At 61.3% G+C, this 16,316-nt stretch carries 16 protein-coding genes and 1 riboswitch; of the genes, 7 read left to right on the top strand and 9 right to left on the bottom strand.

The window, feature by feature from the left end:
• Positions 1–64 precede the first annotated feature (64 nt).
• The 3 genes from ACT5M9_RS17900 to ACT5M9_RS17890 form a co-directional block, all read right to left on the bottom strand.
• Positions 65–784 carry a MaoC family dehydratase gene (locus tag ACT5M9_RS17900; RefSeq protein WP_457979978.1) on the bottom strand — a complete coding sequence of 240 codons (720 nt, stop codon included), beginning with the start codon at positions 782–784 and terminating at the stop codon, positions 65–67.
• Between the two features lie 251 nt (positions 785–1,035).
• Entirely contained in the window at positions 1,036–1,977 is a 942-nt protein-coding gene (gene rlmF / locus ACT5M9_RS17895; protein WP_457979980.1) for a 23S rRNA (adenine(1618)-N(6))-methyltransferase RlmF, read from the bottom strand.
• A gap of 149 nt (positions 1,978–2,126) precedes the next feature.
• Positions 2,127–2,627: a C40 family peptidase gene (locus tag ACT5M9_RS17890; protein ID WP_527249220.1), complete on the bottom strand. Its 501-nt coding sequence runs from the start codon at positions 2,625–2,627 to the stop codon at positions 2,127–2,129.
• A gap of 265 nt (positions 2,628–2,892) precedes the next feature.
• Here ACT5M9_RS17890 and ACT5M9_RS17885 point away from each other — a divergent pair, with 265 nt between their 5' ends.
• Together ACT5M9_RS17885 and ACT5M9_RS17880 are read left to right on the top strand one after the other, a co-directional pair.
• Positions 2,893–3,615, top strand: coding sequence for a 4'-phosphopantetheinyl transferase family protein (locus ACT5M9_RS17885; protein ID WP_457979982.1), 723 nt, complete (start codon positions 2,893–2,895; stop codon positions 3,613–3,615).
• Positions 3,612–4,460, top strand: a complete 849-nt coding sequence (locus tag ACT5M9_RS17880; protein WP_457979984.1) for a tetratricopeptide repeat protein — start codon at positions 3,612–3,614, stop codon at positions 4,458–4,460. The genes ACT5M9_RS17885 and ACT5M9_RS17880 overlap by 4 nt, the downstream gene beginning before the upstream one ends.
• 159 nt (positions 4,461–4,619) lie before the next feature.
• On the opposite strand, the gene ACT5M9_RS17875 is transcribed toward ACT5M9_RS17880, so the two are convergent.
• Positions 4,620–4,862, bottom strand: a complete 243-nt coding sequence (locus ACT5M9_RS17875) for an Lpp/OprI family alanine-zipper lipoprotein (protein ID WP_010634682.1) — start codon at positions 4,860–4,862, stop codon at positions 4,620–4,622.
• Between the two features lie 223 nt (positions 4,863–5,085).
• Positions 5,086–5,739: a 3,4-dihydroxy-2-butanone-4-phosphate synthase gene (gene ribB / locus ACT5M9_RS17870; protein ID WP_457979986.1), complete on the bottom strand. Its 654-nt coding sequence runs from the start codon at positions 5,737–5,739 to the stop codon at positions 5,086–5,088.
• Positions 5,740–5,842: 103 nt separating this feature from the next.
• Positions 5,843–6,002, bottom strand: a riboswitch (FMN riboswitch).
• Positions 6,003–6,225: 223 nt separating this feature from the next.
• On the opposite strand from ribB, the gene purU reads away from it, so the two are divergent.
• Complete coding sequence (gene purU, locus ACT5M9_RS17865) at positions 6,226–7,065, top strand: formyltetrahydrofolate deformylase (protein WP_457979988.1); 840 nt, start codon at positions 6,226–6,228, stop codon at positions 7,063–7,065.
• A gap of 57 nt (positions 7,066–7,122) precedes the next feature.
• Here the strand turns inward: purU and ACT5M9_RS17860 are convergent, their stop codons facing one another.
• The gene (locus ACT5M9_RS17860) at positions 7,123–8,391 is read right to left on the bottom strand and encodes a DUF945 family protein (protein ID WP_457979990.1); all 1,269 of its coding nucleotides are present in this window, start codon (positions 8,389–8,391) and stop codon (positions 7,123–7,125) included.
• Between the two features lie 102 nt (positions 8,392–8,493).
• Positions 8,494–9,975 carry a cardiolipin synthase gene (gene cls / locus ACT5M9_RS17855; protein ID WP_457979992.1) on the bottom strand — a complete coding sequence of 494 codons (1,482 nt, stop codon included), beginning with the start codon at positions 9,973–9,975 and terminating at the stop codon, positions 8,494–8,496.
• 96 nt (positions 9,976–10,071) lie between these two features.
• Between cls and ACT5M9_RS17850 the strand changes: the two genes are divergently transcribed.
• Entirely contained in the window at positions 10,072–10,614 is a 543-nt protein-coding gene (locus ACT5M9_RS17850; protein WP_438550116.1) for a YceB family lipoprotein, read from the top strand.
• Positions 10,615–10,617: 3 nt separating this feature from the next.
• Here the strand turns inward: ACT5M9_RS17850 and ACT5M9_RS17845 are convergent, their stop codons facing one another.
• Positions 10,618–11,058, bottom strand: a complete 441-nt coding sequence (locus ACT5M9_RS17845) for a GNAT family N-acetyltransferase (protein WP_438550492.1) — start codon at positions 11,056–11,058, stop codon at positions 10,618–10,620.
• Positions 11,059–11,506: 448 nt separating this feature from the next.
• Here ACT5M9_RS17845 and ACT5M9_RS17840 point away from each other — a divergent pair, with 448 nt between their 5' ends.
• The 3 genes from ACT5M9_RS17840 to ACT5M9_RS17830 all read left to right on the top strand — a co-directional run bounded on the left by ACT5M9_RS17840 (position 11,507) and on the right by ACT5M9_RS17830 (position 15,159).
• Positions 11,507–12,667, top strand: a complete 1,161-nt coding sequence (locus ACT5M9_RS17840; protein ID WP_457979994.1) for a M23 family metallopeptidase — start codon at positions 11,507–11,509, stop codon at positions 12,665–12,667.
• 182 nt (positions 12,668–12,849) lie between these two features.
• Positions 12,850–14,247 carry an alpha-amylase family protein gene (locus ACT5M9_RS17835; RefSeq protein WP_457979996.1) on the top strand — a complete coding sequence of 466 codons (1,398 nt, stop codon included), beginning with the start codon at positions 12,850–12,852 and terminating at the stop codon, positions 14,245–14,247.
• Positions 14,248–14,397: 150 nt separating this feature from the next.
• On the top strand, positions 14,398–15,159 hold the full coding sequence (locus ACT5M9_RS17830; protein WP_457980617.1) for a lytic transglycosylase domain-containing protein: 762 nt from the start codon (positions 14,398–14,400) through the stop codon (positions 15,157–15,159).
• Between the two features lie 197 nt (positions 15,160–15,356).
• On the opposite strand, the gene aqpZ is transcribed toward ACT5M9_RS17830, so the two are convergent.
• Positions 15,357–16,043 carry an aquaporin Z gene (gene aqpZ / locus ACT5M9_RS17825; protein ID WP_457979998.1) on the bottom strand — a complete coding sequence of 229 codons (687 nt, stop codon included), beginning with the start codon at positions 16,041–16,043 and terminating at the stop codon, positions 15,357–15,359.
• Positions 16,044–16,316: the final 273 nt, after the last annotated feature.

The raw sequence follows: 16,316 nt of genomic DNA, 5'->3' as shown, positions 1-16,316 counted from the left end.
AGTGCCCAAAACGAAACAGGCCCACCGAGGTGGGCCTGTTCATATTCGCATCAAGCGAAGGGGATCAGAAATAGATGCGGGTGAGGGACTCGATGACGCAGCCGGGGCGGCGGATCCCTTCGATCTCTATCTTGATCTCTTTGAGCAGCTCGAGGCCGCCCTTGATGGGGGTCACCCTGGCCAGCCTGGTGCGGGCGCGGATGTTGCTGTCCACCTTGATGGGATAGGGGAAGCGCACCTGCTCCAACCCGAAGTTCACCACCATGCGGGCGCTCGGGAACTCAGGGGTCGCCTCGTCCACCGAGCCGGTCAGCTGGGGCAGCAGCGCCAGGGTCAGGAAGCCGTGGGCTATGGTGGTCTTGAACGGCGACTCCGCCGCCGCCCGCTCGGGATCGGTGTGGATCCACTGGTGATCGCCGGTAACCGCCGCAAACTGATCGATCAGCGGCTGGCTGACTTGCAGCCACTCACCCACATGGGTCTCTTCCCCGATCTTGCTCTGCAGCGCCATATAGAGTGCCGCCGCCTCGCCGCTCAGCTCGACGGCGTTCTCTTTGAGAACCGGCTGGCTATTGACGGCCTGGGCCTGGCTGGCGGCCTGTTGCTGCAACAACTGTTGGTCAGCCTGAAAGTCGAGCACCCGTCCCAGCAGGGGATGCAGGTGTGCCTTTTGCTGAAACTCACGCCAATAGTCGCGGATCGCCGGAGAGAGCCAATCCTTGAGCTCAAAGGGGTGTTGCGCCAGAATTTCGCGCTTGTGCTTCAGAAAATCGACAACTTTCATGTGCGATCCCTATTCGATTCAATGCCTGTGAAGAGGTCTAACCAGTCCTATTTTATGAAAGTTTCACCCGTAAGTGCAAAAAAATCTCGGCGTACAACTGTACCGGCGCCGAGAGTGTTCACTAACTTGTGCCAAAAATCTCGCCGGGATCGGGTGAGAAAACGATTGGCATGACGGCAATGGCAGACGAGAGGCAGAGTGACAAAAGGGCGCCACTTCACCGGTTTTTCTCGTCAGCACCCCGTTTTTACCTAGCGGCCGGGAGCAGACCACCAGGCCGCCCGGCTCGCCTCATCGAGGAAGCTCCAGGCCAGGATCCGGCTCGTCTTGTTCCCTTGCGTCATCTCGAGCACCCGCACCTCCTTCGCCCCCACCCTGGCCAGCGCCTTGCTGGCGGCCGGCAGATTCTCTTTCTTGGAGACCAGGGAGCTGAACCAGAGGCACTGGGCCCCGAAGGCCTGACTCTGGGCGATCGTGGTCGCCAGAAACGCAGCCTCCCCCCCTTCACACCAGAGCTCGGCCTTCTGGCCACCGAAATTGAGCACGGGTACCCCCGCCTGTGCCTTGCCGAGGTTGCGCAGCTTGCGCTCCGTCCCCTTGCTCGCCTCGGCGAGAGAGGCATGGAAGGGGGGATTGCACAGGGTCAGGGCGTAGCGCTCCTTGGGACCCAGGATGCCGCGAAATATCTGCCTGGCATCCGGCTGATGCCGGCACTCTATCTGGTTGCCGAGACCATTGCTGGCCGCCAGCAGGGTCGCCGCCTTGACCGACACCGGGTCTATGTCCGACCCTACGAAACGCCAGCCATATTCACGGGCCCCCAGCAGGGGATAGATGCAGTTCGCGCCGACGCCGATATCCAGCACTCGCACCTTTTTCCCGGTTGGCGGCTCCCCAGCGCTCTCCGCCAGCAGATCCGCCACTCGGTGCAGGTAATCCACCCGCCCGGGGATGGGGGGACAGAGATAGCCAGGGGGCAGATCCCAGTGATGGATCCCGTAGTGCAGGGCCAGCAGGGCCCGGTTGAGTTCCTTGACGGCGGCGGGATCCGCAAAATCCAGGGTCTGGTTGCCATGCTCGTTGACGAACACGAAGGGGAGCAGTGCCGGGGTGCGCTGGCAGAGCGCGTCGAAGTCGTAGGGCGCCTGATGGCGATTGCGCGGATGCAGTCCGCTCTTGTGCTGGGTCTTCATGCTGGGCCACCGAGGATCAAGGGGGCCACACTATAGAGATTCGGCCGCCGAAAGTCTAAACGACGGCCATAAAAAACCGGGCTCTCGGAGCCCGGTTCAAGTGAGGTTGGAAAAACAGTCCGTACTGCGAGCCGTTTGTCCAGCCTGACTCAGATCTCGATCCGGCGTGCTTGCCAGAACTTGCCGCGCCAGTAGGAGCTGTCCAGCTTGGAGCGGGTCACCCCGGCACGGGTGGAGGCATGGATGAATTCACCGTTGCCCACATAGATGCCGACATGATTCAGGCGTTTGCTGATCTTGAAGAAGACCAGGTCCCCTTCCATCAGATCCCGCTTGGCGACGCGCGTGCCTTCGTGGACCTGGGAGCGGGTATCTCGCGGCAGTTCAATACCCACTGCGTTGCGGAACACCTCGCGGGCGAACGCGGAACAGTCGATACCGCGCTGACTGCTGCCCCCCATGCGGTAGGGTACACCACGCCACTCTTTGTATACGGTGAGAATTTCGTTGACGTCCGGTGTTTGCGAAGGTTCCGGCTCAACCACGGGTTCCATCATGGAAACTTCAATCTTGCTCGCGACCTCGGGCTGGGGTGCCGACGCACATCCCACCATTCCGAGCGCGACCAGCAGTAGCATCAGGTGGCGCAATCCCTTATCCCCACAAAAAGTAAAGAACATTGTTAAAATTCGACCGTGGACGGTAATTTATAAGGCAACAGCACCCGACTATATCCAAGAATCCTATCGAGGCAAGCGAAAATCCTAATCGACCTCACATTTTTGCAAGTAAATGCACTGTTTTTCATAATTAATGTGATCATGGCCAAACAATATACAATCCCGAAAGGGCCGCTGGGTGCCATGGAAAACTGACTTTTATCGCTGCTTCGCCCCCTTTTCTAAGTGAAAAATTATGCTCTCTGTGGATCTCTACTTGTTAAAACCTGCCCTCGTCGACCCCGAGCCATTGAATACTCTGCAGGGCGATCTCTCCCCGGAGGAGGCGCTGCACTGGCAGGGGATCCGGCTGCCCGGGCGTCAACGGGAGTATCTGCTCGGCCGGGCACTGCTGCGCCGCCTGCTGGCAGAGCGACTGGGATGCCGGGCCGATACGCTGCAATTCGTCACCCATGCCCAGGGAAAGCCCGCCCTGCTCGGTCAGCCGTGGCAGTTCAATCTCAGCCACAGCGGTGAATGGCTGGTGCTGGCCCTCTGCGAGCAGGGGCCGCTCGGGGTGGATATAGAGATGGGTTTGCGCCGGCGTGCCATTTTGCCCCTGGCGGAGCGCTTCTACGCCAGGAGCGAGTACGAATGGCTGCTCACCCTGCCCCAGAGCGAGCGAGAATCGGCCTTCTATCGGCTCTGGTCGCGCAAGGAAGCGGTGCTGAAAGCCCAGGGCGGCGGCATCGCCGCCGGGCTCGACAAGGTATGCTTCCTGCCAGAGGAGTCTTGGCGCCTCGACAACCGGCTCGATGACAACGCCTATCAGGTGCAGGATTGGCCCCTCGACGGCGGCTGGCTCAGTCTCGCCGCCCCTACCCTGAAGGTCAGTGCCTGCCTAGTGGATGAGTGCTTGAAATCCACGCCACTGAACCCCATGTTAACTCACACCATTTTCCGAGAGTCAGCCTCATGATCGTCGACATCAATCCCCAGAACTTCCACGCCGAGCTGATCGATGCGTCCATGAAGAAGCCGGTCGTCATCTATTTCCACGCCCCTCAGATGCCCGAGTGCCAGGGCATGACCCCGCTGATCGAGTCCCTGGTCGGCCCGGCCAATGCCCAGGTCACCCTGGCCAAGGTCGACATGAACGATCCCCAGCTGCAACCCCTGGCCAGCCAGCTCGCCCTGCGCGCCCTGCCCGCCCTGGTGTTGTTCCATCAGGGTCGCCCGGACGAGCAGGCCATCCTGGAAGGCCCCCAGGATGAGGCCACGCTGCGCCAATATTTCGCGGCCTTCGCCCCCAAAGAAGAGGAGCTGCTGCTTGAGCAGGGAAAGGAGGCGCTGGCTGCCGGTGATGCAAAGACGGCCCATACCCAGCTGAGCAAAGCTCATCAGCTGGCCCCCAGCCGCCACGATATCAGCCTGTGGCTGGCCCAGGCTGCGCTGGAACTGAACCTGCTGGAAGACGTGCAAGCCCTGCTCGCCACCGTCCCCATGGTGGCTCAGGACGATCACTTCCAGACCCTCTCCTCCCGCCTGGCGCTGGCGCTGCAAGCCAACGACAGCCCGGAGCTGCGCGCCCTGGAGCTGCGTCACAGTGAGAATCCGGGGGATGATGCCCTCAGCCAGGAGCTGGCGGTGCTCTACAGCCAGGTCGGCCGGCAGGAAGAAGCCTTGGCGCTGCTGTTCGATATTCTCAAGCGCGACATGGCATATGGCGATGCCAAGAAGACGTATCTCGATATCCTGACCACCATGGGCACCCATCCGGCGGCCCAACAATACCGTCGCAAGCTCTACAGCCTGCTTTATTGAGATCTGGCAGCAATAAAGGTGATGCCGAGCCATCGGCATTGCCTGCTCAACAGGGGAAAGATCTGGCCAGAGCGGCCGAAAGGCATGGAGAAAGCGGGGAAAACACGAATTTCAGGCAAAAAAAATGGCGCATTAAAATGCGCCATTTTTTCGCATGGATTACTTCTTGTAGGAAGTAGCCATGTTGTCGATGCGCTGGTTAGCACGCATAGCTTCTTGCTTGGCTTCTGCAACATCAGCAGCGATCTTGGACTGATCAGCACGAACAGCGCTAACATCTTGAGCCAGTTGGTCAACTTTGTTAGACAGATTCTGAACGGAAGTTTCCAGTTCGCTGGTGTTTGCACAACCGCCCAGCAGAGCGGACAGACCAACAACACCTACCAACAACATTTTTTTCATTTTTAAAGCTCCCTTTAACTCGCCAGACGTTTAGCAAGCGGCGTGATTATGGCATAAAAAAATCAGAGTTTGGATAGGCCTCATCACAGATAAATACATTAAAACCCTCATTTTTTTTTAAACGTACACTTTTTGCGCAAATTTAAGTCAAAAATGAGTGCCCTGGATGAGGTTCGGACAAAGCGTAACCAAAAAATGTACTTATTTCAATTTCGTATGAAGCTCAAGCCGAACGCTCGGCCAATAACTGACGGTATTGCACCAGATCCTCGATGGTCAGTACCGGCATCTGGTGCAAACGACCGAATTTCACCAGATCCGGCAGCCTGGCCATGGAGCCATCGGCCTTGGTCAGCTCGCACAGCACACCGAACGGTTTGAGTCCGGCAAGCTGCATCAGATCCACGGTCGCTTCGGTGTGACCGCGACGGGTCAGCACGCCACCGGTGCGGGCACGCAGGGGGAAGACGTGACCGGGACGGTGCAGATCGGAGGGTCGGGCACCATCGGCGATGGCGGCACGTATGGTGGTAATGCGATCGGCGGCGGAGACTCCCGTGGTCACCCCTTGCGCCGCTTCTATGGTCACGGTGAAGGCGGTCTGGTAGTGGCTGGAGTTCGCCTCCACCATCATGGGCAGCTCGAGCTGGCGCACTCGCTCGTCGGTCAGGCAGAGGCAGACGATGCCGGAACACTCGCGGATCATCATGGCCATCTGTTCGTTGGTCATGGATTCGGCGGCGAAGATGAGATCCCCTTCGTTCTCCCGATCTTCGTCATCGGCCACCAGCACGCCGCGCCCGGCACGCAGGGCGGCGAGCGCCGCTTCGACACGATCGATGGGACCACCAAATTCACTGAGTAGAGACTGATTCATGGTAAGACTCCTAAATAAGACAAGGACCAGAATCAGGGCATGGAAAGGCAGACAGAGATAGGCATGCGGCGGCCAGCCCAGCGGGTCTGACCGGCAATATCTGTCTTATCCTCTTTCATCCGGACTGTAACCGTCGGCTCCGGCATCTCACCGGATCTGCTGACCCCGCCCCTGGTGTGAAACCTGGGTCGGGCGCTCGCGGGCTCCCCGAGTCGGATCGGGATACCGCCGGTGGGGAATTTCACCCCGCCCTGAGAATAAGCGCAGACAGCGTAAAGAAAAAAAGCGCGAGATGCCAGCCAAAAACCCATCAAAGACAAAGGAGGCATGCCAGGGCCTCTCGTTTGCAACAAGTTGCGCCAGGCGTGCACGACGCGCTGTCCTTTCCAATTTCCTTTGTGGCATATTGCCGAGAAAAACTGTGCCTAAAAACGTGCCGCCTGCGCAGACTCGGGCGCCAACACCACAAACGGAATCATGACAGAGATGGAAAAGAAAATACTGCTGACCGACTGCCCCGACGCCAAGGGGCTCATCGCCAAGATCACCAACATCTGCTACAAGCATCAGCTCAACATCAACAAGAACGATGAGTTCGTGGATCACGAGAACGGCCGCTTCTTCATGCGCACCGAGCTGGAGGGTCGCTTCAACGACGAGACCCTGCTGGCGGATCTCGACGATGCCCTGCCGGCAGGCGCCCAGCGCCGTCTGGTCAAGGCGGGCAAGAAGCGCATCGTCATCCTGGTGACCAAGGAGACCCACTGCCTCGGCGACATCCTGATGAAGAACTACGCCGGCGCCCTGGACATGGACATAGTAGCGGTCATCGGCAACTACGACACCCTGGCCGAGCTGACGGGCAAGTTTGGCATCCCCTTCCACACCGTCAGCCACGACGATCTGAGCCGCACCGAGCACGAAGAGCAGGTGCGGGCCCTCATCGACGGCCACCAGCCGGACTACGTGATCCTGGCAAAATACATGCGGGTGCTGACGCCGAGCTTCGTCGAGGCCTATCCGCGCAAGATCATCAACATCCACCACTCCTTCCTGCCCGCCTTCATCGGCGCCCGCCCCTATCGCCAGGCATTCGATCGGGGGGTCAAGCTCATCGGTGCCACCGCCCACTTCGTCACCGACGATCTGGATGAAGGCCCCATCATAGAGCAGGACGTGATCCACGTCGGCCACACCTTCAGTGCCGACGACATGGCCAAGGCGGGACGTGACGTGGAGAAATCCGTGCTGAGCCGGGCGCTGGAACTGGTGCTGGACGAGCGAGTGTTCGTCTACGGCAACAAGACGGTGGTGTTCAAGTCATAAGCCCTGCCCCAGGCAACAAAAAGGCTCCCGAGGGAGCCTTTTTCGTCAGGGTGCGATTCACTGCTGCAGCGGTAGACCGTTGATGGTCATCATCCCCTTGTCGAGCCTGAGTTCGGCGGTCAGGTTGGCCTTGTCCGCCTTCAGATAGCCGACGCCGGTGAACTGGGTCAGCATGGGTGCAAGTTGCGGGACGGCCTTGCCGAGCTTGTCACTGAGTCTGGCCTGCAGCTGGCCGGAGAGGGCGTGCATCCCCGCTTCGCTCTCCATCAGTTGCTGCAAGGAGGTCGACGCCAACTTGGCCTCCCCCTGCACGGTGACGGGTTCCCCGTTCAGCTTGGCGCTGAGATCGGTCAATTGCAGGGTGGCCCCCCGCTGCAGCAGCTTGTCGAGGGCCTGCTCGATGGCGGCCTCATCCACCCGCTGCCCGCTCACGGCCTGCAGCGCCTGATACCCTTCCAGATCCAGGCCTTTCAAGTCCAGATCCAGCTTGCCCTCGGTCAATGCCAGACTGTCGCTCTCGTTCTCCAGATTGAGGGTCGCCACCTGCATCTGATAGTTGCTGGACAGGGTCTGGGCATCGTCCCCGGCAATCTGAGTCGCCGTGGTCAGCCCCTGCAGGCTGATCTTGACGCTCTCCGGCATGGATAACGTGAAGGCGGAGAGGGTCGCATCGCTGCGGGGGGAGAGCCAGAGCCCCTGGATCTCGGCCACATCGGCGCTGCCCTTGAGATCCGCCAGCACCATGTCCATCTTGCTCTGGGCTTCGTGGAAGGTCATCCCCTGCCATTGGAAGGTCATGTGGCCATTGCCCTCCAGATCGCCGCTGTAGGTGCCATTGAGGGGCAGGACGCTGAGCTCGTTGAGCCCCTCCTTCACCTTGAAGTCTCCGATCCAGAAGCGGCTGCTGTTGCTCATGGTCCACAGGCTGCTGGCAGACTCCGCCCCCAGTTGCCACTGCTGCATGCCGAGGGCAGTGAAGACGGGGGCCAGGGTCCCCTTGGCGGTATCGAACAGCAGGTTGCTCTTGATGTAGAGCGGCAAGATGCGGTTATCGAAGTTGAGCTGCATCTCGATGGGCTCGCTCCCCGCCAACTGGGGGTCGAGGGTTGCCAGTGCCTCCGGCGTCACCACCACTTTCAGCACGCCGTTACGGGTGAACAGGTTCTCGCTGGCTGGCATCCAGCTCAGCTCGATCCCGGTCTCCTGGGTCACCTTGGCGATCTCCTCGGCCAGCATGCGATCGAAGGTCTGTCCGGTATACCAGCAGGCACCCAGCCCACCCGCCACCACTGCCGCACCCACGGCCAGGGCCACTGTCTTCTTCATCTCGATTTCATTCTCCAAAGGCGCATGGGCGCACTCTACGGGGCGGACGGGGCAAGAGGCAAGGGTCTTCCCGGCCAACGTCCATTATTTGCTGGCACAGATTCAGAGCAAGGGGCTGAACAGATAGAAGATATTCTCCAGCAGCTTCTTGTACCAGGGGCGGGCCCGCCACTGGGTGAGCGACATGGGGGTCGCCTCTTCCATATAGCCTTGCACCAGATGAGTCATCTCGGCCACGAAGGCCGGATTGTCGATGAGCAGGGTGATCTCGAAGTTGAGCCAGAGGCTGCGCCTGTCGAGGTTCACCGTTCCCACCAGGGCGAAATCGTCGTCCACCAGCACGCTCTTGGTGTGCAGCAGGCCGGCGTCGTAGCGATAGATCTCGACCCCCGCCTCGAGCAGCTCCTCCATGAAGGCGTTGCAGGCATGGTTGGCCATCAGGGAGTCGTTGCGCGCCGGCAACACCAGCTGGACCAGCACGCCACGGGCCGCCGCGGAGGAGAGCGCCGCCGCCAGGGGATCGTCCGGCACGAAATAAGGGGTGGTCAGTACCAGATGATGCCGGGCCTGATAGATGGCCAGCAGCAGGCTCTGCTGGATACAGTCGCCACCGACGAAGGGGCCCGACGGGATCAGCTGAGCGCGATAATCGGTCTGGGGCCAGGCCTCTGGCTCGTGCAGCAGGCTGTCGAGCAGCCGCTCACCGGTTTCCATCTCCCAGTCCGAGACGAAGGTGGACCACATCAGGGGCACCACTGGGCCCTGCACCCGGATCATGATGTCCACCCACTGGCCAACCCCCGCATTCTGTTTGAAGAAACGGGGATCCACCATGTTCATGGAGCCGGTGTAGCCGACCTTGTCATCGATCACCACCAGCTTGCGGTGCATGCGCAAGTCCTGGCGCTGGAACGGGATGCGCCAGGCGCCGACCGGCAGCACCTCCACCAGCTTGACCCCGGCCTTGCGCAGCCGTTTCGGCCAAGGAGAGCGGAAGAAGTCCTTGCTGCCGACGGAGTCGAGCAAGACGCGACAATCCACGCCGCGCTGCGCCACCTCGCTCAGGGCCTCGCACACGGCGTCCGCATCCCCACCGGGCTGCCAGATGTAGAACTCCAGGTAGCAGGATTGGGAGGAGCCGAGGATGTCGTGCACTATCTCCTGCAAGATGGCGTCCGGCTTGTGCAGCAGCGTCATCCGGTTGCCGGAGAGCATGGGCATGGCCAGCCGTCCCTGGATGAGATCGTGCAGCGGCCGCGCCTTGCTGCTCACCTCGCAGCAGTGCTGGGGGAAGAGGCGAGCTAGCTGACGAATCCAAATGGCATAAGGGCGGTACATGGCCTGGGCCCGCTCGGCCCGCTTGCGGCCCAGCCTGATCTCCCCGAACAACACATAGAAGCCGACCCCGGCGAAGGGGATGGCGTAGATGAGCGCGAGCCAGGCCAGGGAGACGCCGATGGGGCGGCGCTTCATCACCACCCGCAGCGACACCCCGGCCACGATCACGGTGTGAAAGAACAGCAGCAACCAGCCGAGAAAGCGGGAGAACAGCAGATGAATGTCGTATTCCAGACCGTCGAACAAGGCGAGACCTCGATGTCATGAGCAAAGGCGGTGGGCAGATCCCACGGGGCCAGAATGGTATGCTGTAGAACAAACCCATTCTATCAGGTCGTTAGCATGATCCTGCAATCAATGCTGCTGAGTCTGGCCCTCATGGGTCAAGGCTCATATGACATCAGTGAGCAACAAATAAATCAATACCTGCAGTCCCAGGTGCAAGTGGATAAACAGCTGGAACTGCCCGGCATCATCAAGGCGCATGTCAAGCTCGAGCAGAGCGATGTGCAGATAGGGCGCCAGGCGCCGGACACGGCCCGGGTATTTGGCAAGGGCAAGCTGAAGATAGCCCTGCCGGACAACACCGAATACGATGCGCTGCTGAACATGACCTATGAGGCCAGGCCCCGCTACGACAAGGCCCAGAGCGCGCTCTTTCTCGACAACATGAAGTTGATCGACTACAAGCTGGAGCCGGCGGCGGCGGAGCAGAAGTTCGGCTTCATGCTGAGGATGCTGCTGCAGAGTATGGAAAAACGGCTGGAGACCCAACCCGTCTACAAGCTGGACGACAAGGACCCCAATCAGGCCTGGCTCAAGGACAACCTGCTGGGGCTGGAGCTGTCACCGGGCAAGATCCACCTGCTGACCAAAACCCCATGACCCTCAGTTGTAGATAGTGGGAATGGCCTGGCGCACCAGCAGATCGATCTGGTAACCCTGTTCGCGCTGCTGGTGATAATGGGTATGAAGGGGGCCCTCCAACTCGTGCAGAGGCAGGTGGGCGAAGCCCGCCTTGAGGTAGAAGGGCTTCTCGAACGGCAGGGCATGGCAGATCACCGGCTTGTCCTGCAGATCCGAGCAGGCCAGTTGCAGCAGACGGGAACCCAGCCCCAGCGACTGGTAGTGGGGCAACAGCCGGAAGCCGCACAGGTGGTAGTACTCCTGCTCATCGCGCAGGCGCACGGCCCCCACCAGCCAGTGAGCGTCGCGCACCACGAAGATCCGCTCGGCCAGGTCCGGCACATAGTGGGAAAATGTCGTCTCGTAGTAGTCCCTGATGAGGGAAAGATCCGCATCACAGTACTCTTCGAAGCTGAGCTCCATCGCTCGCTTGCTGATCACACCCATGTCACCCTTGGCCCCTCGGGCCCTCTCCTTCCATCCACAGTCCCGCTCCGGCCAACAGATCAGACCAGAGCAACAACAAGATAACACGCCTTTAACTTACAAAGAAGCCAATAGCCCTGTGGTCACAGGCCCTTTCTCTCCGCCCGCCGGACTCAGGATCCGGTTGGCTCGACGGCCTGCCGATCCTACTCCCTTTACGGCAGCATGCCATAAGCCAGATCACAAGATGCTGATCTGAAAAGGGAAACTATCGATGTAAATATTCATTAACATCTCCCGCCACTCCTGGCCCCAAAATAAAGCTCCACTTGGGTAGCATTTCGTGCATTTCCCCCTAGGGTGAGTGGATGGACCTGAACAGAGCCAGCCATCCGCCGTTCGGGCTCCCAAGGCGCACCTCAACGCGAGCAACAAGGAGAATGCCATGCTCAAGACCCGCTCCCCCTTACTGATGTTGATGCTCCCCGCCCTCGCCTGGGCCGGCGACATCCACGCCCCCCTCGCCCCCCATGCCTTCAGCCAGCAACAGCTCGGGACGATAGACAGGGCGGATGTGCCGCTGGACGAGGCCCACTTCGTCTACGGCGAGGCGGCCATGGCCTTCGATCTGCACGACTTCCTGTTGCAGCAGGCCCCTCACTTGCTGCCCAAGGAGGAGGTGATTTTGCACTGGAGCGGCATCACCAGCCTCAACCCCCAACTGCTGCTGGCCCTGATGGAGGCAAGCAGCCGGCTCGTCTCGGCCCCCTCCAAAGCGGCCATGGCGGCCCCCTTCGCCAAGCTGGTCGAGGGGAAGGGGTTCGATGAACAGCTGGAGCAGATGGCGCGTCAGCTCTCGGATCGCTTCTATCAGGCCAGGACCCGGCTGCAGCAGAGCAGGCTGAGCGCCCCCGCCCCCCCCCCTGGGGATGCTCATCGCCTCGCCCTCGCCAGCCTGCTCGACTCGAAGGCGCGGCAGCAACTCAGCGAGCAGTGGCAGACCCTGTTTGGCGACCAGGCCCTGAGCCGCGCCAGCACATCGGTTGCCGCTGCCCCCGCCCGGCTGGCAGCCGGTCAGTTCCAGCTGCCCTGGCGACAGGGCTACAGCTGGAAGGTCAACGGCGCCCACTCCCACAGCGGCTCCGGCTACCCCTACTCCTCCATCGACGTCTCCTACGACTGGCCGGGCTGGGGGGGCGCCACCTACACGGTGACCGCCGCCAACAGCGGCACCGTCACCGTCTTCTCCCGCTGCCAGCTCAGGATCACCGCCCCCAATGGCTGGGCCACCAACTACTACCACATGAGCGGCATTTCGGTGCGCAGCGGCGACTACGTGGCGGCAGACAGCCCCATCGGCACCTATGCCAGCAACCGCAACGATGCCCTGTGCGAGGGGGGCTCCTCCACCGGCCCGCACCTGCACTTCTCCCTGCTCTATAACGGGGTCTTCCAGTCCCTGCAGGGGCAGCGCCTGAGCAGCTACGGGATCAACGTGGGCAACAGCAACTACGACGACAACTGCAACCGCTTCTGGCTGCAAAACAGCCGCAACGGGCAGCGACTCTGCGCCTGGCAGCCGGTCTACAACAATGGCCTGGATTAACTCGCCAGAATGACAGTAAACACAGTAGTACCGGGGCTCTGACGGTTTTTTGCAAGCCGTCACAACTCCCGAGAGTCCGCCTTGATTCTGCTCACAAAACGACCATGAGGCGATTGCCGCCACCCGGTCGTGATGGGAGGCTCTGGGTGCCCATTCGGGCACCCAATCAAGGACAGACAATAATGAAAAACACAGCGGGAATCTGGGTGATCGCAGGCATGCTGATCGCCCCACTGGCGCAAGCCGACGTCATACTGCACGCCTTCAACTGGAAATACAGCGAGGTCACCGCCAAGGCCGACCTCATCAAGGGGGCGGGCTACAAGCAGGTACTCATCTCGCCCCCTCTCAAGTCCTCCGGCAACGAGTGGTGGGCCCGTTACCAGCCCCAGGATCTACGGCTCGTCGACAGCCCGCTGGGCAACAAGCAGGATCTCGAGCAGCTCATCGCCGCCATGCAGGCCCGCGGCATCGCCGTCTATGCGGATGTGGTGCTCAACCACATGGCCAACGAGAGCTGGAAGCGCAGCGACCTCAACTACCCCGGCAGCGAGCTGTTGCAAACCTATGCCGCCAACCCCGCCTACTTCGAGCGGCAGAAGCTGTTCGGCGATCTGGGGCAGAACTTGCTGTCGGCCTCCGACTTCCACCCCGAGGGCTGCATCACCGACTGGAGCGATCCCGGCCATGTCCAGTACTGGCGCCTGTGTGGCGGTGCCGGCGACAAGGGGCTGCCGGATCTCGACCCCAACAACTGGGTGGTGAGCCAGCAGCAGGCCTATCTCAAGGCGCTCAAGGGGATGGGGATCAAGGGCTTTCGGGTCGATGCAGTCAAACACATGAGCGATTACCAGATCAACGCCGTGTTCACCCCCGAGATCAAGCAAGGCATGCACGTGTTTGGGGAGGTCATCACCACGGGGGGCGCCGGCAGCACGGATTACGAGCGCTTCCTCAAGCCCTATCTCGACAACAGCGGTCAGGGGGCCTATGACTTCCCGCTGTTCGCCTCCCTGCGCGGGGCGCTCGGCTACGGCGGCAGCATGAACCAGCTGGCGGATCCCGGCGCCTACGGTCAGGCCCTGCCGGGCAACCGGGCGGTCACCTTTGCCATCACCCACGACATCCCCACCAACGACGGTTTCCGCTACCAGATCCTGAACCAGACCGACGAGAAGCTGGCCTATGCCTATCTGCTCGGCCGGGATGGAGGCTCCCCCCTGGTCTATTCGGATCACGGCGAGACCCAGGACAAGGACGGCCTGCGCTGGCAGGACTACTACCTGCGCAGCGATCTCAAGGGGATGATCCGCTTCCACAACGCCGTGCAGGGTCAGCCCATGCAGCTCATCGGCAGCGGCGACTGCTTCGTGCTGTTCAAGCGTGGCAAGCAGGGGCTGGTCGGGGTCAACAAGTGTGACTACGAGCAGGAGTACTGGCTCGACACCGCCAGGTTCGAGCTGAACTGGTATCGAAACTACAGGGACGTGCTGGATCAAAATGCCGTCATCAATGTGCAGAGCCAGTGGGTACGGGTCGCCATACCGGCCCGCAGCGCCCGCCTCTGGCTGCAGGAATAAGCCCGCCAGTGCCTGCCCGAGGCCGCCAGAGTGCGGCCTCTTCTTTTGGCTTTTCGCGCGCCGCGCACACGGCGGGCTTGTTCTGCCCCGCCCCTGATGCTTTACTCAACGGGCGTCCAAGGCTTAAGGAGCAAGCCGTTGAAAGCATGGATCTTGCTGGGAGCCATTCCCCTCGTATCAATATCCGCATGGAGCCAAGCACCCGCGCCGGCCGAGGTGGTGATCCTGACGGCGGAGCGGCCCGCCACCATCCAAGTCCCCCCCACCACAAAAGCCAAGGCGGCGCCCGTTACCGCCCCCAGGCCCGAGCCCTCCATCGAGGTGGCCAAGGCTTCCACACCGTCCTCACGCCAGATCCAGGTCTACAAGTCGGTGCAGAAGAACGGCGTCATCCGCTACTCCGACATCATGCCGGATCAGGGCCACTACGAGCTGCTGCTGTTCAACGACTGCTACGCCTGCGATCCCGCTTCCAAGGTCAACTGGCGCACCACAGGCCTCTTCCTCTATGACTACGCCAGCACCATACAGGCCGCCGCCAAAGCGTATAGCGTGGAACCGGCCCTGATCCGGGCGCTTATTCACGCAGAATCCGCCTTCAACCCCCTCGCCGTGTCCCGCAAGGGGGCCATGGGGCTGACCCAGCTGATGCCGGCCACCGCCCGCGAACTCGGGGTGGGCAACGCCCTGCTGGCGGAGCAGAACATCTTCGGCGGGGTAAAATACCTGGCGGGCCTGCTCAAGCAGTACGACGGCAACGTCGCCCTGGCCACCGCCGCCTACAACGCCGGCGCCGGCGCCGTGCAAAAACACGGTGGCATCCCCCCCTACGCCGAGACCCGCGCCTATGTGGAGCGGGTCAAGCTGCTGCACCAGCGCTACCGGGATATGCTGCGCGCTCGGGGTCTGTAAGAGCCTCATCAGGCACGGTGCCGTCCCCCCCATCCTGGGAAGATCCGCGTCTATATGAGCGGGCACCCTGACAGCCCCGTACCGTCTGTGCTCTCCGTGGTCTGTCACGGCCTGCCCGCGATCTTGTTTTCACTGCCCCAGAAAAAACAAAACACGCCCGAGGGCGTGTCGATAGCACACGTTGACTGCGCAACGGCTTATTCCTTCGTGGCGACCACGCGATAGGCCAAAGCACCCAGAATGCCACCGACAATCGGAGCCACCCAGAACAACCACAGCTGGCCGATGGCCCAGTCGCCGACAAAGAGGGCAACCCCTGTGCTGCGCGCCGGGTTGGCCGAAGTGTTGGTCACCGGGATGCTGATGAGGTGGATCAGGGTCAGGCACAGGCCGATGGCGATGGGGGCAAAACCGGCGGGAGCACGGCTGTCGGTGGCGCCCATGATGACGAACAGGAAGAAGCCGGTCATCACCACTTCACACACCAGGGCCGCCAGCAGGCTGTAACCACCTGGGGAGTGCTCACCGTAGCCGTTGGAGGCAAAACCGGCGCTCAAATCGAAACCGGCCTGGCCGCTCGCGATCACATAGAGCACGGCCGCCGCCGCGATACCGCCCAGCACCTGGGAGACGATGTAGGGCAGCACGTTGGAGGCCGGGAAGCGGCCACCGGCCCACAGACCGACGGTGACGGCCGGGTTCAGGTGGCAACCTGAAATATGGCCGATGGCATAGGCCATGGTCAGCACGGTCAGGCCGAAGGCCAGGGCCACGCCCAGCAGACCAATCCCCACGTTCGGGAAGGCGGCGGCCAGCACGGCGCTGCCGCAGCCCCCCAGCACCAGCCAGAAGGTGCCCATAAACTCAGCTGCAAAAGGTTTCACTTCACAAATCTCCGATGATGACAGGACATGAGCACAGGCTCATACGGACACTGCTTTTCAGCAGGGGCACCATTATGGGAGCGGAGAATGGGAAGTCGAAGGGAACCTGAGCGCTCAAAAAACGTGACGCGAGTCACAAGTGATTGATTAATTGAGATGAATACCGCCAATCCAAGCCCTTGTTCGCAAAGAGATTCTGGACGGGGTGCGACAGATAGTGACTCTATGGAGGGATGGGGCTTGGACGACGCCACGGGAAGGCAGCCCCTCCCG

Source organism: Aeromonas sp. AE23HZ002T15, from assembly GCF_054165525.2.
This window is presented reverse-complemented; position numbering and strand designations above follow the sequence as displayed.

What these genes read in the sequence shown, in the direction of transcription:
- ACT5M9_RS17900 (WP_457979978.1), bottom strand. Translation starts at nt 784, where the DNA reads ATGAAAGTTGTCGATTTTCTGAAGCACAAGCGCGAAATTCTGGCGCAA.
- rlmF (WP_457979980.1), bottom strand. Translation starts at nt 1,977, where the DNA reads ATGAAGACCCAGCACAAGAGCGGACTGCATCCGCGCAATCGCCATCAG.
- ACT5M9_RS17885 (WP_457979982.1), top strand. Translation starts at nt 2,893, where the DNA reads ATGCTCTCTGTGGATCTCTACTTGTTAAAACCTGCCCTCGTCGACCCC.
- ACT5M9_RS17880 (WP_457979984.1), top strand. Translation starts at nt 3,612, where the DNA reads ATGATCGTCGACATCAATCCCCAGAACTTCCACGCCGAGCTGATCGAT.
- ACT5M9_RS17875 (WP_010634682.1), bottom strand. Translation starts at nt 4,862, where the DNA reads ATGAAAAAAATGTTGTTGGTAGGTGTTGTTGGTCTGTCCGCTCTGCTG.
- ribB (WP_457979986.1), bottom strand. Translation starts at nt 5,739, where the DNA reads ATGAATCAGTCTCTACTCAGTGAATTTGGTGGTCCCATCGATCGTGTC.
- purU (WP_457979988.1), top strand. Translation starts at nt 6,226, where the DNA reads ATGGAAAAGAAAATACTGCTGACCGACTGCCCCGACGCCAAGGGGCTC.
- ACT5M9_RS17860 (WP_457979990.1), bottom strand. Translation starts at nt 8,391, where the DNA reads ATGAAGAAGACAGTGGCCCTGGCCGTGGGTGCGGCAGTGGTGGCGGGT.
- ACT5M9_RS17850 (WP_438550116.1), top strand. Translation starts at nt 10,072, where the DNA reads ATGATCCTGCAATCAATGCTGCTGAGTCTGGCCCTCATGGGTCAAGGC.
- ACT5M9_RS17845 (WP_438550492.1), bottom strand. Translation starts at nt 11,058, where the DNA reads ATGGAGCTCAGCTTCGAAGAGTACTGTGATGCGGATCTTTCCCTCATC.
- ACT5M9_RS17840 (WP_457979994.1), top strand. Translation starts at nt 11,507, where the DNA reads ATGCTCAAGACCCGCTCCCCCTTACTGATGTTGATGCTCCCCGCCCTC.
- ACT5M9_RS17835 (WP_457979996.1), top strand. Translation starts at nt 12,850, where the DNA reads ATGAAAAACACAGCGGGAATCTGGGTGATCGCAGGCATGCTGATCGCC.